The sequence below is a fragment of the Microcystis sp. LE19-195.1E genome, assembly GCF_027532095.1.
Lineage (GTDB): Bacteria > Cyanobacteriota > Cyanobacteriia > Cyanobacteriales > Microcystaceae > Microcystis > Microcystis aeruginosa.
Genome location: NZ_JAPZSZ010000146.1, coordinates 1 through 14,056, shown reverse-complemented (window position 1 = coordinate 14,056; position 14,056 = coordinate 1). Strand labels below are relative to the sequence as shown.

General features: G+C 43.2%; 14 protein-coding genes. 7 read left to right on the top strand and 7 right to left on the bottom strand.

Annotated elements, in window-relative coordinates:
- Positions 1–300: 300 nt before the first annotated feature.
- Positions 301–1,416, bottom strand: coding sequence for a TIGR03032 family protein (locus O9300_RS08555; protein ID WP_287971254.1), 1,116 nt, complete (start codon positions 1,414–1,416; stop codon positions 301–303).
- Between the two features lie 384 nt (positions 1,417–1,800).
- Here O9300_RS08555 and chrA point away from each other — a divergent pair, with 384 nt between their 5' ends.
- Entirely contained in the window at positions 1,801–2,949 is a 1,149-nt protein-coding gene (gene chrA / locus O9300_RS08550) for a chromate efflux transporter (protein WP_287971253.1), read from the top strand.
- Positions 2,950–2,993: 44 nt separating this feature from the next.
- Here the strand turns inward: chrA and hisG are convergent, their stop codons facing one another.
- From hisG to O9300_RS08535, 3 genes are read right to left on the bottom strand one after another with little or no spacing between them, the layout of a single operon-like run.
- Positions 2,994–3,644, bottom strand: coding sequence for an ATP phosphoribosyltransferase (gene hisG, locus O9300_RS08545; RefSeq protein ID WP_287971252.1), 651 nt, complete (start codon positions 3,642–3,644; stop codon positions 2,994–2,996).
- A gap of 22 nt (positions 3,645–3,666) precedes the next feature.
- Complete coding sequence (locus O9300_RS08540) at positions 3,667–3,837, bottom strand: hypothetical protein (protein ID WP_287971251.1); 171 nt, start codon at positions 3,835–3,837, stop codon at positions 3,667–3,669.
- The gene (locus O9300_RS08535; RefSeq protein ID WP_287971250.1) at positions 3,834–4,577 is read right to left on the bottom strand and encodes an HAD family hydrolase; all 744 of its coding nucleotides are present in this window, start codon (positions 4,575–4,577) and stop codon (positions 3,834–3,836) included. Before O9300_RS08535 ends, O9300_RS08540 begins: the two co-directional genes overlap by 4 nt.
- Before the next feature lie 23 nt (positions 4,578–4,600).
- Here O9300_RS08535 and O9300_RS08530 point away from each other — a divergent pair, with 23 nt between their 5' ends.
- A complete protein-coding gene (locus tag O9300_RS08530; RefSeq protein WP_287971249.1) occupies positions 4,601–4,903 on the top strand; it encodes a hypothetical protein in 303 nt (100 codons plus the stop codon).
- A 2-nt stretch (positions 4,904–4,905) separates the two neighbouring features.
- On the opposite strand, the gene deoC is transcribed toward O9300_RS08530, so the two are convergent.
- Positions 4,906–5,583, bottom strand: a complete 678-nt coding sequence (deoC, locus tag O9300_RS08525; protein WP_287233552.1) for a deoxyribose-phosphate aldolase — start codon at positions 5,581–5,583, stop codon at positions 4,906–4,908.
- Between the two features lie 159 nt (positions 5,584–5,742).
- Here deoC and acnB point away from each other — a divergent pair, with 159 nt between their 5' ends.
- The 5 genes from acnB to ureC all read left to right on the top strand — a co-directional run bounded on the left by acnB (position 5,743) and on the right by ureC (position 13,360).
- A complete protein-coding gene (acnB, locus tag O9300_RS08520; protein ID WP_287971248.1) occupies positions 5,743–8,352 on the top strand; it encodes a bifunctional aconitate hydratase 2/2-methylisocitrate dehydratase in 2,610 nt (869 codons plus the stop codon).
- A gap of 70 nt (positions 8,353–8,422) precedes the next feature.
- On the top strand, positions 8,423–9,619 hold the full coding sequence (locus tag O9300_RS08515) for an AAA family ATPase (protein ID WP_287971247.1): 1,197 nt from the start codon (positions 8,423–8,425) through the stop codon (positions 9,617–9,619).
- Positions 9,619–10,332 (top strand): TOPRIM nucleotidyl transferase/hydrolase domain-containing protein, encoded by a 714-nt coding sequence (locus tag O9300_RS08510; protein ID WP_287971246.1) that lies wholly within the window; start codon positions 9,619–9,621, stop codon positions 10,330–10,332. The genes O9300_RS08515 and O9300_RS08510 overlap by 1 nt, the downstream gene beginning before the upstream one ends.
- Before the next feature lie 340 nt (positions 10,333–10,672).
- Entirely contained in the window at positions 10,673–11,569 is an 897-nt protein-coding gene (locus O9300_RS08505; RefSeq protein WP_147068871.1) for a polyphosphate kinase 2 family protein, read from the top strand.
- A gap of 81 nt (positions 11,570–11,650) precedes the next feature.
- Positions 11,651–13,360 (top strand): urease subunit alpha, encoded by a 1,710-nt coding sequence (gene ureC / locus O9300_RS08500; RefSeq protein ID WP_002735350.1) that lies wholly within the window; start codon positions 11,651–11,653, stop codon positions 13,358–13,360.
- Between the two features lie 56 nt (positions 13,361–13,416).
- Here ureC and O9300_RS08495 read toward each other — a convergent pair whose 3' ends face one another.
- Both O9300_RS08495 and O9300_RS08490 read right to left on the bottom strand, forming a co-directional pair.
- Positions 13,417–13,752: an LPP leucine zipper domain-containing protein gene (locus O9300_RS08495; protein WP_287971244.1), complete on the bottom strand. Its 336-nt coding sequence runs from the start codon at positions 13,750–13,752 to the stop codon at positions 13,417–13,419.
- Between the two features lie 70 nt (positions 13,753–13,822).
- A partial coding sequence (locus O9300_RS08490) for a CHAT domain-containing protein (RefSeq protein WP_287971242.1) occupies positions 13,823–14,056 on the bottom strand: 234 nt, incomplete at its 5' end.

The window sequence follows — 14,056 nt, the reverse complement described above, 5'->3', positions numbered from 1 at the left end:
TGCTTCTTTCCAGGGTTCATCATAATTGGCGGTTGGTTGTTTCATGGCAAGTCACTACCAATTGGAAAGTTAGGCACTCATCTAAATCTATTATTCCCCATAAATATCATCAATGCTACTTGTCGTCACAAAACTTCCCATGAGAGCAACCTACATCTACATCTTTGTTCTAACATTTATTGGTAAAACTATATAATGCCGTCAGCCCACCAGGGGAGCTATAGAAACCGGGCCAGATATCCTTAACTACAAAAGGAGTTGACATGATTTTTTCCTCAATAAAGAGTAAAAATTAAACAATTAAGCTGGCAAAGAAGGCACCATCCAGACGGATTGAGTGCCGTCGAGGTCGGTATCCGGTCCAATTAGCCCTGGGTTGCGGTAGCCCGGCAGCAGAGTGACAGCGAAAACCTCCTCCACGCCGCTATTGAACCAAAAAGTTGCCACCAGTTGACTGGTAGCTAGGTTGACAATAGCCAACCCGCACTGCAATTGATTACGCCGCTCATCCAGGGGTAAACCGCCAAAAATCGCCGTTTCCCGAATTTGGGACAACCCGACAAAGGCGTGACCTTCCCAACAGTCCAAACCCCGGGTAAAACCGGGCAATTCGGCGATGATTTCCGTGCTGCCAGTTTGGGGATGCCAACAGTTCAAGGTTCCATAACCGGAATTGAGGAAATAGAGATTACCCTGGTAAAGACGGGGAGAATGGGGCATAGCTAAACCCCGCAAAATCACCTCTCCCCTAGCCACATCAATCAGGCATCCGCCCTGTGCTTTATTCTCTCGCCAGAGGCTTTCCTCGTTGGTTTCCCCCAATGCCGTCACATAAGTGGGAGTGCCGCTATTTTCAGCCATAGCCAAGCCATTGAGGTGACATCGGTCCCCGGGGACCAACTCGGTAATAAAGGGCGGTTTCCACTGGGGGAGAAAACTCCAATTTCCTTCGATGGTTGCCAGACAGTTAAACAGGGTATTGACCACCCAAAGGCGATTACTGCCAAAGGCCAAATCATGACCCATAATCGGGCCGGTGAGGTGAGAGGAGCGGGCCAAAAAGGCGATATCCTGTTCCCCTTCTGGTTTAATCTGGGGGGCAATCTCTCGATTGGCGGGTAAATGCCAAATTGCCTGACGAGCGCCCACAGCAATTCCGGTAGCGGTTCGGGTTAAACCCATTGCTTGCTCAAAATGGGCGAAACTCACCCGTATTTGTCCTTGATAAGTGCCAATGCTGGCCACTCGTCCCGCTTGGTAGGTGGAAATCAACACTGAGAGGTCAAGCTGGTTGAGTAATTCCGGCAGATTGAGGCTGTACTCATAATTGACCGGCACTGCTTGGCGCTGAGATGGACTCGCTGCCGGCTCTTGAGTATCTGAAAACTGGTTAGTCTTGGGCGGCAAGCTGTCCATAGAGTTTCTTTGGTATAGATAATAATCGATTGTGATAATTGATTGTTGTTTATGGTTTGTTGACTAAGGGGTTCTAATTAATCCCCCCTTAATAAGGTTTGATCCCCCCTTGCCTACCTTAATAAGGGGGGTGGTGATGGGTTTCAGTTGGTATTAATGGGGTTCATTATAGACAAATTAATCAATATTATTTATAAAGTTTTCTTAACTTTTTTTGTATCAAATTTACTTGAACGGTAGTATTAAATACTTATGATTGAGTTTGTGTAAAACACTTTTGCAATTATGGGATTTTGGAATTGACGAAATCTAGCCAAGAATTTAGCTTAGGCTTATTATTTTGGATATAAACTTGATTCTAGAAAAACTATTGGTAATCAGAAAATGCTGACTTCATCGCCTCCCAATCTCTCACAACTTGCCCTTTTATTTCTCAAAATCGGCATTATCGGTTTTGGTGGTCCGGCTGCCCATATCGCTTTAATGGAGGAAGAAGTGGTTAAGCGTCGCGGTTGGATGACTAAGGAGCGATTTCTCGATTTGGTGGGGGCCACTAATCTGATTCCTGGTCCTAATTCCACGGAAATGGCCATTCATATCGGTTATATTTTTGGTGGTTTAGCGGGTTTAATAATCACGGGGGTTTGTTTTATCACTCCTGCGGTGTTAATTACGGGTTTTCTAGCTTGGATTTATACTACCTACGGGACTTTACCCGATGTGGCTCCGATTTTTGCCGGCATTAAACCGGTAGTAATTGCGGTGATTTTTCAGGCACTGTGGCGCTTAGGCAAAAAGGCACTGAAAACCCGTCAATTACTGTTCATCGGATTGGGAGTTATCGGATTATTAATCTTAGGTTTAAATGAAGTTATCGCTTTACTGTTAGGCGGAATTATCGGGATGTTTATCATAAAAAAATTCGCTACTTTTCCCCTGATTGTGGCAGGAATAGGCGGTGCGACGGCGGTTGCTGCTCCTAGCAACATCCCACCGACATTAACAGGATTAGGGCTATTTTTCCTCAAGGTGGGAAGTGTTTTATTTGGTAGTGGTTATGTGTTAGTTGCCTTTTTAGAAGGGGATTTAGTGCAGGGGAGAGGATGGTTAACCCAGCAACAATTATTAGATGCTATTGCTGTGGGTCAATTTACCCCCGGTCCGGTATTATCCACAGCCACTTTTATCGGTTATCAAATATTAGGAGTATCGGGGGCAATTGTGGCAACTCTAGCGATTTTCTTTCCTTCTTTTATCTTTGTTTTATTACTTAATCCTCTTATTCCTAAGCTGAGAGAATCGGCTTGGGCGGGTGCTTTTTTAGACGCAATTAATGCCAGTGCTGTGGCTTTAATGGTAGCAGTAATTTTTAATTTAGCTCTAGCTACTTGGTTACAACCCTACGGTAATTTACCTTTTAATTTATTGGCTATCATTCTATCTCTTATCTCCGCTATTCTTTTACTACGTTTTCAGGTTAATTCTACTTGGTTAATTCTTGCTGGTGCGCTCATTGGTTTACTCTTAAAATAATTAGGTTAGCGGGAAATACTGCCCAAAACTAACCTATATTTTCCTTAAACTTTTGCCATTGATGTAGTTGCTTCTCTGAGCTTTTCTACCCAGTTATAAATCTGATCGCGATTTAGTCGATAGCTGAGGGGATGGGCGATTAATCGAGCGCTACTAGCAAATAATTCGGCAATTTCTACTAAACCATTTTCGCGTAAAGTTCGACCGGTGGAAACTAGGTCAACTATCGCTTCTGACATCCCCGTAATCGGGCCTAATTCTACGGAACCGTAGAGAGGTATAATCTCGACGGGAATATCTAAACGACGAAAATAATCCTTAGCACAATTGACAAATTTTGAGGCGACTTTACCGTGATGGGGAATATCTAAGGGACTTTGATAGGGACTATCAGCAGGGACAGCTACCGACATCCGACAGTAACCAAATTTTAGGTCAATTAAATTAGCCACATCGGGAGATTTTTCTAATAAAACATCATAACCGGCGATGCCTAATTGTGCCTGACCGTATTCTACATAAACGGGTACATCTGTGGCTCTGACTAATAAGGCTTTCGCTTGGTTAGTGGGGTCGGTAATCTGTAATTGGCGATTTTTTGAGTCAAGAAAGGCACTAAAATCTAAGCCAATTTTCTGAAATATTTGGATACTTTCGTTTAGTAAAGCACCCTTCGGTAAGGCAATTGTTAGCATAGAGGGAATTATGAATTATGAATTATGAATGGGGGTGTGGGGTGTGGGGTGTGGGGTGTAGGGTGTGGGGTGTGGGGTGTAGGGTGTAGGGTGTAGGGTGTGGGGTGTGGGGAGAATAAATAAAAAATAATCTCCTGACTCCTGAATCCTGAATCCTGAATCCTGAATCCTGTCTCCTAACAGCTAAAATCATAACTGATAACTGATAACCGAGATGGCAGTAAGTTCTCTAATGACCACATCAGCTAATTGTAAATCTTGATGGTTTTCCGGTTGCCAACTAATTGCGATCGCTGCTGCTGATTTTGCCTGTTTAGCCATTTCCCAATCGGCCTTAGTGTCCCCCACCATCAGGGTTTTGTCCACTGCGGTCCCCAAAGCTTGACAGGTTTCTTGCAATAATAGGGGATCGGGTTTACTTAAACCTCGATCGCAGCCCTGGGCAATTTTAATATAATTTAATAGGTGATTTTCCTTGACAAATTGCTCCACTCGTGCTGTGGTATCGGAGGAAAGAATCGCCAATTGTAAACCGGCTGCGTGCAGATAACGAATTACTTCTAAACAGTGGGGATAGAGGGGATTTAAGCGGGGGGGAACCTTTTCATCGGCCGCTTGGAAGGCCGCTTTTGCGATCGCCATTGCCGTTAACCAATCCCGGCCGGTGGAAGCAATACAACTGGCAGCGGCGATATGATTATCTCTGCGGCTGCCCACTGCCATTAAACCAGCAGGATTGAGACTATTTGCCCCAATACCGAAAGTTTTAGTTAATAAAGACTCTAAACCAGGGATTTGCGATTCAATGGCTTGTATCCGGGCTATAGCTCGATCGTACCAGAAAGCTCGCGAATCCTCTAGCGTACCGTCCTTATCAAAAACAATCCCTTGAATATCTCTAAATTCTCGATTACCACAGCGAATTATCGGCAAATAAACCCCCTTATTTTTATTGAATGTCAGCCATCATTTTAGCTGTCAGGAGACAGGATTCAGGAGACAGGATTCAGGAGACAGGATTCAGGAGACAGGATTCAGGAGACAGGATTCAGGAGACAGGAGATTATTTTTTATTTATTCTCCCCACTTCCCCACACCCCACTACCCTACACCCCACTACCCCACTACCCCACTACCTCACTACCCCACTACCCCACTACCCCACTACCCTACACCCCACACCCTACACCCCACACCCCACTACCCCACAACCCTACACCCCACACCCCACTTTCCTATACCTTTTAAACAGGATTTAGTATTATTCCTCAAAAGCGGCTTTTTGCTGACGGACTAAATCGACACCACGGGAAGTTCCCAGACGGGTGGCCCCGGCCCGGATAAGAGCGATCGCTTGTTCTAGGGTGCGAATTCCGCCGGATGCTTTAATTCCTACCCGGCCTTTGCTAATTTCCTTGAGAAACTTGACATCGCTAACCGTTGCACCTCCAAACCAGCCGGTACTGGTTTTTAGATAACTCACTCCTGCATCCATGCAAATCTCCGCCGCTAAACGTTTCTCGGTGTCCGTCAGTTGCGAGGTTTCCAGAATCGCTTTTACCGTCTGGCCGGTTTCCTGACAAATACTAGCAATTTCTTGGAATAATTGCTCAGATTTCCCATCTTTTAGCCAACCGAGATTAATAACCACATCTAACTCCTTGGCACCATTATCTACGGCTTCTAAAGCCTCATAACGTTTAACTGCGGAGGTAGTGGCCCCTGCGGGAAAACCAATCACGGTAGAAACTAAAGTTTTTTTGCCGTGGAGTAACTGCACCGCTTGCTTAACGGCGGCGGGATAAACGCAGACGGTGGGAAAATGATATTGATCAGCCTGTTGACAGTAAGCCTCTAATTGTTCCCTGGTGGCGGTGGGGATGAGGAGAGAATGGTCGATATATTGTGCTAAATCTAGATCAGAATCGGTGATAGCCATTATCTACGCCTCAATATAGTCAATCGATCGCTATTTTCTCATTTTATGGAAGTCAAACAGCAAAGTCATCTCTCGTTAACCTAGAAATTCAGAGACTAGCAAAAATCCAGTAACCTAGGAAGAAACCGTCACAAGTGAAGACTAGGAGACAATAGACCTATGTTAGAAGCGTATCATCAGCACGTTGCCGACCGAGCGAAATTAGGTATCCCTCCCCTTCCCCTCAACGCTCAACAAACGGCGGAATTATGCGAAATACTCAAAAATCCGTCCGAAGAACTCAAAGGAGAATTGCTGACCCTGCTGCGTGACCGTGTTCCCCCCGGAGTTGATGAAGCGGCCTACGTTAAAGCGGGGTTTTTAACAGGAATTGCCAAAGGTGAAATAAAATCTAGCGTTATCTCCGCTCAGGGTGCGGTTAGCTTACTGGGAACCATGGTAGGTGGTTATAACGTTCATTCTCTGATTGAACTGCTGAAATCCAGAGATATTAATATCGCCGCTGCCGCTGCCAGTGCTTTAAGTAAAACCCTGCTGGTATTCGACGCATTTAACGAGGTTTTGGAATTATCCGACACCAATCCCTATGCTAAACAGGTTATCGATGCTTGGGCCAATGGCGCTTGGTTTATCGCTAAACCGAAACTTGCTAAAGAAATTACCGTCACCGTCTTCAAAGTCCCAGGAGAAACCAATACAGATGACCTATCTCCCGCTCCCCATGCCACCACCCGGCCTGATATTCCCCTTCATGCCTTGGTAATGTTAGAAACCCGTCAACCCGGGTCCTTAGAAACCATTGCCGAATTGAAAAAATTAGGCCATCCGGTCGCCTATGTGGGGGATGTGGTCGGGACTGGTTCCAGCCGAAAATCGGCGATTAACTCGGTTCTCTGGCATATTGGCGATGATATTCCCTTTGTGCCTAATAAACGTGCTGGTGGCTATATTTTAGGCAGTAAAATCGCCCCTATCTTCTTTAATACTGCTGAAGATTCCGGTGCTTTACCGCTTGAATGCGATGTTAGCCAAATGAACACGGGGGATGTGATTAAAATCTATCCCTACGAAGGCAAAATCACCAACGAAGCGGGCGCAACTATTAGCACCTTTAGCCTCAAACCTGAGACAATTCTGGATGAAGTGCGGGCCGGTGGTCGTATTCCCCTATTAATCGGTCGCAGTCTCACCGATAAAACCCGTCACGCCTTGGGACTTGAGGCTAGTACCCTATTTACTCGTCCAACTATGCCTAGTGACACGGGTAAAGGTTACACCCTAGCGCAAAAAATGGTCGGCAAAGCTTGCGGTTTACCCGGGGTGCGGCCGGGTACTTCCTGTGACCCAATTATGACTACGGTAGGGTCTCAGGATACCACCGGTCCGATGACCAGAGACGAGTTAAAAGAGTTAGCCTGTTTAGGTTTTAGCGCCGATTTAGTCATGCAGAGTTTCTGTCATACGGCAGCCTATCCCAAACCGGTTGATATTCAAACTCATCACCAATTACCAGACTTTTTCTCTACCCGGGGTGGGGTGGCTTTACGTCCAGGAGATGGCATTATTCACTCCTGGTTAAATCGGATGTTATTGCCGGATACGGTGGGGACTGGAGGCGATTCTCATACTCGTTTTCCCCTGGGAATTTCCTTTCCTGCGGGGTCGGGTTTAGTGGCATTTGCGGCCGCTTTGGGAGTAATGCCTTTGGATATGCCGGAATCGGTTTTAGTGCGTTTTACGGGGGAATTACAATCCGGTGTGACTCTGCGCGATATTGTTAATGCTATTCCCTACGTTGCCATCCAAGAAGGCAAATTAACCGTGGAAAAACAGAACAAAAAAAATGTTTTTAACGGTCGCATTATGGAGATGGAAGGGCTGCCGGATTTGAAATTAGAACAGGCTTTTGAGTTAACCGATGCCACGGCGGAACGTTCCTGTGCCGGTTGTACGATTAAGTTAAGTACCGAGACAGTGGCGGAATATTTGCGCTCTAATGTGGCCCTGTTAAAGAATATGGCGGCCCGGGGTTATAGTGATGCCAAAACTATCCTACGTCGGGTAGCAAAAATGGAACAATGGTTAGCTAATCCTGTCCTGATGGAGGCGGATAAGGATGCCGAATATGCGGATATTATCACCGTCAACTTAAACGAGATTAAAGAACCAATTGTCGCCGCACCCAATGACCCCGATAATATCAAGTTAATGTCGGAATGCGCCGGGGATACAATTGATGAGGTGTTCATCGGTTCTTGTATGACTAATATCGGTCATTATCGCGCCGCCGCTAAGATATTAGAAGGAGCAGGAGTTGCTAAGGCTAAACTGTGGATTTGTCCCCCCACCCGCATGGATGAAAAACAATTGCGCGATGAGGGAATGTATGGCATTTTTGCCGCTTCTGGGGCCCGTACCGAGATGCCTGGATGTTCCCTTTGTATGGGTAATCAAGCGCGGGTTGAAGACAGAGCGACGGTATTTTCTACCTCGACTCGTAACTTCAATAATCGCATGGGAAAAGATGCGCGAGTCTATCTCGGTTCCGCCGAATTAGCGGCGGTTTGTGCGCTGCTAGGACGCATTCCCACCGTTGAGGAATACCTGGCAATTGTCACCGAGAAAATTAATCCTTTTGCCAGCGATTTATACCGCTATTTGAACTTTAATGAAATCGCTGGTTTTGAGGATGAAGGCCGGGTAATTCCCCTAGAAGATTTACCTAAAATTGAGGATATTTTAGGGATTCCTTCCGGTGTTTTGAGTTAGTATGAAGTTGAGGGTGAGCTATAAAAAGCTCACCTTATTGACGATTTTTGTGACCAAGGAGATTAAAATCATGAAATTAGACCAATTTGAATATATTTCTAATCGAGGCGAACCTAATGAATGGCGAATTGATGGATGTCAGTTAGGCAATATTAATTTAATCGTTGGTAAAAATGCCAGTGGAAAATCAAGAATTGTCAAAAGTATATATAAGCTATCAGAACTATTATCTGGAAGTGAAAAATTTGATCCATCTTTTAGAAAGGATACATGGCATTTATTTTTTGATTGCACCACAAATTGTAAAACAGAATATTTTCTAGAATCAGAAAATGGAGAAGTTCTCCAAGAAAAGCTAATTATTGGTAGCAAGCAACTTTTAGAAAGAAATGAGTCGGCAGAAGGTAGAATTTTTGCCCAAGAACTTAATCAGTATATTCGCTTTCAAACACCTAAAACAGAATTAGCAGTAGTTAAGCGTAGAGATACTATCCAACACCCTTTCTTGGAAGATATTTATAAATGGTCTAGCTCTCTAAGATTCTATGAATTTGGAACACAACTGGGAAAAGATACCCTAGCTAAATTGCCGCCAACAACAGAATTATTAAAAGCTAAAACAGATACTAAAGATTGTGCTCATGTTGTTGGAATATTTGTGCTGGGAAAACGAGAACATCATCATGAATTCACTCAAATAATTATTGACGATATGAATAGAATCGGTTATCAAATTACAAAGATAGAAACTAAAGTACCGAGTTTTTTAAATTCTAATATTTCTCCTCTTGAAAATTCAGACGAGGATTCGGACAATTTACCAAAGTTTTTGTATGTGCAAGAAGATGGGTTAAAGTCTGTCACGGAACAATGGGAAATATCTCAAGGAATGTTCAGAGCTTTATCATTATTTATTCAGATTAATTACGCTATTTTGTCAGATCAGCCTAGTTGTATTATTATTGATGATATCGGGGAGGGTTTGGATTTTCAACGATCTTCAGCTATAATTAAACTTTTAATTGAGAAGGCGAAAACAGGCTTAGTGCAACTTATCATGACCACTAACGATGAGAATATCATGAACGGTGTTCCTCTTGAATATTGGTCTGTTATCGAACGACAACCGGGAGTCGCTAAATTACATAATTACTCTAATTCTCCCGAACAATTTGAACAGTTTAAACATATTGGACTGAATAACTTTGATTTTTTTGCTAGTGAATTTTACTTGCAGGAACCTAATTCAGAGGAAGTGATAGATTGATGTCAAAGAAAAAACTAGCGATTTTTGTGGAAGGACAGACCGAAAGAATATTGATAACCAGGTTACTTCAAGAAATTGCAGGATACAAAAAAGTTTCTGTGGAAGTTTATCAAGTGCGCGGGGATAAAGCTAATCGCAAAATTGAACCGCTAAAATCAAATTCTATCGAAGTTGCTCCTTTCTTTATTCTTTTGTACGATTGCGGATGTGATTTTCATGTACTTTCCGATATAAAAAAACAACATGATAGTTTAACTAATAATGGTTATGAAAAAATTTTAGGTTTACGAGATTTATATCCCGAAACTCTAGAAAATAGAACTAAGGTAGAAAATGGCATTAAAGGATTTTTAAAACCTTTACTTCAGAACAAGGGAATTCCCATTTCGATGATTTTAGTGATTATGGAAATCGAAGCTTGGTTTTTAGGTGAATACAGTTTTCTGACTAAAATAGATAGTTGTTTAACATCTAAGTTTATTCTAGACAATTTAGGTTTCGATCTAAATGCCCTAGATGTAGAACAAATACCACATCCTATTCAAGTGCTGGACAGTATTTATCAATTAATACAACGAAGCTATGATAAAAGCGAAACGACTGTGGAAGAAATAGCTAGTCTCCTAAATTATGAGTTTATATATTTGCATCTAGTTGAAAAGATTAAACAACTCAAGCAGCTTATTGATGCAATTAACCTTTTTTTACAGTAAAAATACATCTACAGCGTTTCTCATCAAGATAAAGTGTAACCTACTTTGACATCGACCACCTACTCCCCAAAACGAAAACTTCGCACCTCACCATTAAGATAACTGCTGTAATACTGCTCACTTAATATTCTATTTTCCTACCGATAACTGATAACTGATAACTGATAACTGATAGACGGTTGACAGCTTAGATGTGTAATTAATTTTGCTTAGGGACTGACAGCTATTTAAATATACTTTTGCCAGTTCATCCTTGACTCGCCGGTTCAAGAGTTAGATATTTTCCGAGCAAAAGTGCTACAATGTAATCTTAGGGGTCAAAACAATCAAGGAGAAGAGCATGGTCAGCAAAATTGATCGCCAAGCATTTTTACAATCCTTAATCGTGCCACCGGGTAAAGAAATTTCTCTACACAAAGACTACGATCCCGGGTTTAAGCCAGACTACATTACCAAAGAGGATGCCACTTTGCTGCTGCAACAGGGTATCGAAAAAATGGCCGAGTTTCAAGATAAACTCTATGCCCAGGATACCTATGCCCTGTTAATTAATCTGCAAGCCATGGATGCGGCGGGTAAAGATGGTACGATTAGACACGTTATGTCGGGTTTAAATCCCCAAGGCTGTCAGGTATTTAGCTTTAAAGTTCCCTCGGCCGAAGAACTAGATCACGATTATCTCTGGCGATATTATAAAGCCTTACCGGAGCGGGGTCGTATCGGTATTTTTAATCGTTCTTACTACGAAGAATTATTAGTCGTGCGCGTCCATCAAAATTTATTGGAACGGCAAAAACTCCCCCCGGAAGACAGAACCAAGAAAGTTTGGCATCGACGTTTTGAGGAGATTAATAATTTTGAAAAATATCTGGTTAACAATGGGGTTATTGTCCTGAAATTCTTTCTCAATGTTTCTAAAGAAGAACAGAAAAAAAGATTTTTAGAAAGAATTGATCGCCCTGAAAAAAACTGGAAGTTTTCTGAAAATGATGTCAAAGAAAGAGCTTTTTGGGGTGATTACATGAAAGCCTACGAGGAGGTATTCAATCATACCAGTACCGAGTGGGCCCCCTGGTATATTATCCCGGCTGATCGCAAATGGTTTACCCGTTTAGCTGTGGGGGCGGTTATTTATCACACCCTCGAATCCCTTGGTTTAAAATATCCCACCGTTACCGAAGAACATCACCAAGCTTTACTGAAAGCCAAAGAAATCCTCGAAAACGAGCCAGATTAAAAATGGAAGAAAATCCCCAAAAAGCGATAATTGCCGGAAAATCGATCGTATAATCGATCTCGATTTTCAAGAATTCCCCCTATGAATTATCGCATCGATCGCCGCACCTATGCTGAAACCTACGGCCCCACCGTCGGAGATAAAGTTCGCCTCGCAGACACGGAATTATTTATCGAAGTCGAAAAAGATTTCACCACCTACGGCGATGAGGTAAAATTCGGCGGCGGTAAAGTAATTCGCGATGGTATGGGCCAATCCCCCATTTCTAGGGAAGATGGGGCGGTAGATTTGGTGATTACTAATGCCTTAATTCTCGACTGGTGGGGCATCGTTAAAGCCGATGTGGGCATTAAAGACGGCAAAATTTATAAAATCGGTAAAGCGGGCAATCCCCACATTCAAGATAATGTTGATATTATTATCGGTCCTGCTACCGAGGCATTAGCTGGGGAAGGGATGATTTTGACAGCAGGGGGGATTGATGCCCATATTCATTTTATCTGTCCCCAACAAATTGAGACAGCGATTGCGTCGGGGATTACCACAATGATTGGTGGCGGGACCGGACCTGCGACGGGAACTAATGCCACCACCTGCACCCCGGGAGAATGGAACATCTATCGAATGCTAGAGGCGGCCGAAGCTTTCCCGATGAATTTGGGTTTTTTGGGTAAAGGCAATAGCAGTCAGCCGGAAGGACTAGCGGAACAGGTAAAAGCGGGGGTAATTGGCTTAAAACTCCATGAAGATTGGGGAACCACTCCGGCAGCCATTGATACCTGTTTAAGCGTGGCCGATAAGTACGATGTGCAGGTGGCGATTCATACCGATACTCTCAATGAAGCCGGTTTTGTTGAGGCCACTATCGCCGCTTTTAAAAATCGCGTCATTCACACCTACCACACGGAAGGGGCCGGCGGTGGTCATGCTCCCGATATTATCAGGGTTTGCGGGGAAATGAACGTTTTACCCTCCTCTACTAATCCCACCCGTCCCTATACGACGAATACCTTAGAGGAACACCTCGATATGTTGATGGTTTGTCATCATTTAGACCGGAGTATTCCCGAAGATGTGGCTTTTGCCGAATCCCGCATCCGCCGAGAGACTATTGCCGCCGAGGATATTCTCCACGATTTAGGGGCTTTTAGCATCATTTCCTCCGATTCTCAAGCTATGGGACGGGTGGGAGAAGTAATTATCCGCACTTGGCAAACTGCCCACAAAATGCGGGTACAACGAGGCAGACTGACCGGGGAAACGGGAGAGAATGATAATCTGCGGGCAAGACGATATATTGCTAAATATACGATTAATCCTGCTATTACCCATGGTGTCTCCGATTATGTCGGTTCCATCGAGGTGGGCAAATTAGCCGATTTGGTTCTCTGGAAACCGGCATTTTTTGGCGTAAAACCGGAAATTGTCCTGAAAGGCGGTTTAATCGCCTGGGCGCAAATGGGCGATGCTAATGCCAGTATTCCCACACCGCAACCGGTTTATATGCGTCCCATGTTTGCCTCTTTTGGTGGTGCGATCGCCAAAACTTCCTTGACATTTGTTTCTAAATATGCTATGAAAGCGGGCATTCCTGAGAAGTTAAAGCTGAAAAAAACCGCCGTAGCCGTGTCGAATACGCGCAATATCAGTAAGGCTAGTATGAAGCTTAATGACGCTTTACCGCGCATGGAAGTTAATCCCGAAACCTACGAGGTGCGTGCTGACGGGGAATTATTAATCTGTGAACCGGCTACGGTTTTACCCATGGCCCAACGCTATTTCCTATTTTGAATTCGATTTCAGGAAACGGGTTTTTTCAAAAAACCCGTTTTCTTTTTGAATCACAGTTAAGGATTAGTAGGAAGGTTTGGTAAAAATAACTTAACTAATCCTGCCATTAGTGCAGTAACAATAGCAACAAAGATGGTTCGATTAGTAAATTCCAAGTTATCTAGTCGTTTATTCACGCCTGTTAATTCTTCTTTAATATTTGCTATGTCAACTCTTAAGTTATTCACTTCTTCAGATAGCTTGTCTATTTTGCTATTAAGTTGTTCAGATAATCTGTCTATTTTGCCATTAAGTTGTTCAGATGACTTGTCTATTTTGTCATTAACTTCTTTGAATTGTCCTACAATAAAGTCTTTTAATTCTTTGAGGTCGTTTTCTGTAAATGTTGCCATTGTGTGACCCTCCTAGTAATTGTTTGTGATACCAATAATTTTACCACTAAGTTTAACTCCTAACCCTTCATCAGTCAAATGTCATCGAAGTTGCATCACCAGAAGGAATAAAACTTGACCAATAAAAAGGATGTTTTTGCTTCTCACCCTTGAGCATTCCTAATTGAATTTGTCGTAAAGCTTCACTGCGTCCTTCTCCTTTTTGTAAGCGTTCATAATAGGCAACCATTAAATCTTTAGTCGCATCATCAGAAACTTTCCAAAGGCTAATTAATTGGCTTTCACTTCCCGCAATAACTAAAGC

What these genes read in the sequence shown, in the direction of transcription:
- O9300_RS08555 (WP_287971254.1), bottom strand. Translation starts at nt 1,416, where the DNA reads ATGGACAGCTTGCCGCCCAAGACTAACCAGTTTTCAGATACTCAAGAG.
- chrA (WP_287971253.1), top strand. Translation starts at nt 1,801, where the DNA reads ATGCTGACTTCATCGCCTCCCAATCTCTCACAACTTGCCCTTTTATTT.
- hisG (WP_287971252.1), bottom strand. Translation starts at nt 3,644, where the DNA reads ATGCTAACAATTGCCTTACCGAAGGGTGCTTTACTAAACGAAAGTATC.
- O9300_RS08540 (WP_287971251.1), bottom strand. Translation starts at nt 3,837, where the DNA reads ATGATTTTAGCTGTTAGGAGACAGGATTCAGGATTCAGGATTCAGGAT.
- O9300_RS08530 (WP_287971249.1), top strand. Translation starts at nt 4,601, where the DNA reads ATGTCAGCCATCATTTTAGCTGTCAGGAGACAGGATTCAGGAGACAGG.
- deoC (WP_287233552.1), bottom strand. Translation starts at nt 5,583, where the DNA reads ATGGCTATCACCGATTCTGATCTAGATTTAGCACAATATATCGACCAT.
- acnB (WP_287971248.1), top strand. Translation starts at nt 5,743, where the DNA reads ATGTTAGAAGCGTATCATCAGCACGTTGCCGACCGAGCGAAATTAGGT.
- O9300_RS08515 (WP_287971247.1), top strand. Translation starts at nt 8,423, where the DNA reads ATGAAATTAGACCAATTTGAATATATTTCTAATCGAGGCGAACCTAAT.
- O9300_RS08510 (WP_287971246.1), top strand. Translation starts at nt 9,619, where the DNA reads ATGTCAAAGAAAAAACTAGCGATTTTTGTGGAAGGACAGACCGAAAGA.
- O9300_RS08505 (WP_147068871.1), top strand. Translation starts at nt 10,673, where the DNA reads ATGGTCAGCAAAATTGATCGCCAAGCATTTTTACAATCCTTAATCGTG.
- ureC (WP_002735350.1), top strand. Translation starts at nt 11,651, where the DNA reads ATGAATTATCGCATCGATCGCCGCACCTATGCTGAAACCTACGGCCCC.
- O9300_RS08495 (WP_287971244.1), bottom strand. Translation starts at nt 13,752, where the DNA reads ATGGCAACATTTACAGAAAACGACCTCAAAGAATTAAAAGACTTTATT.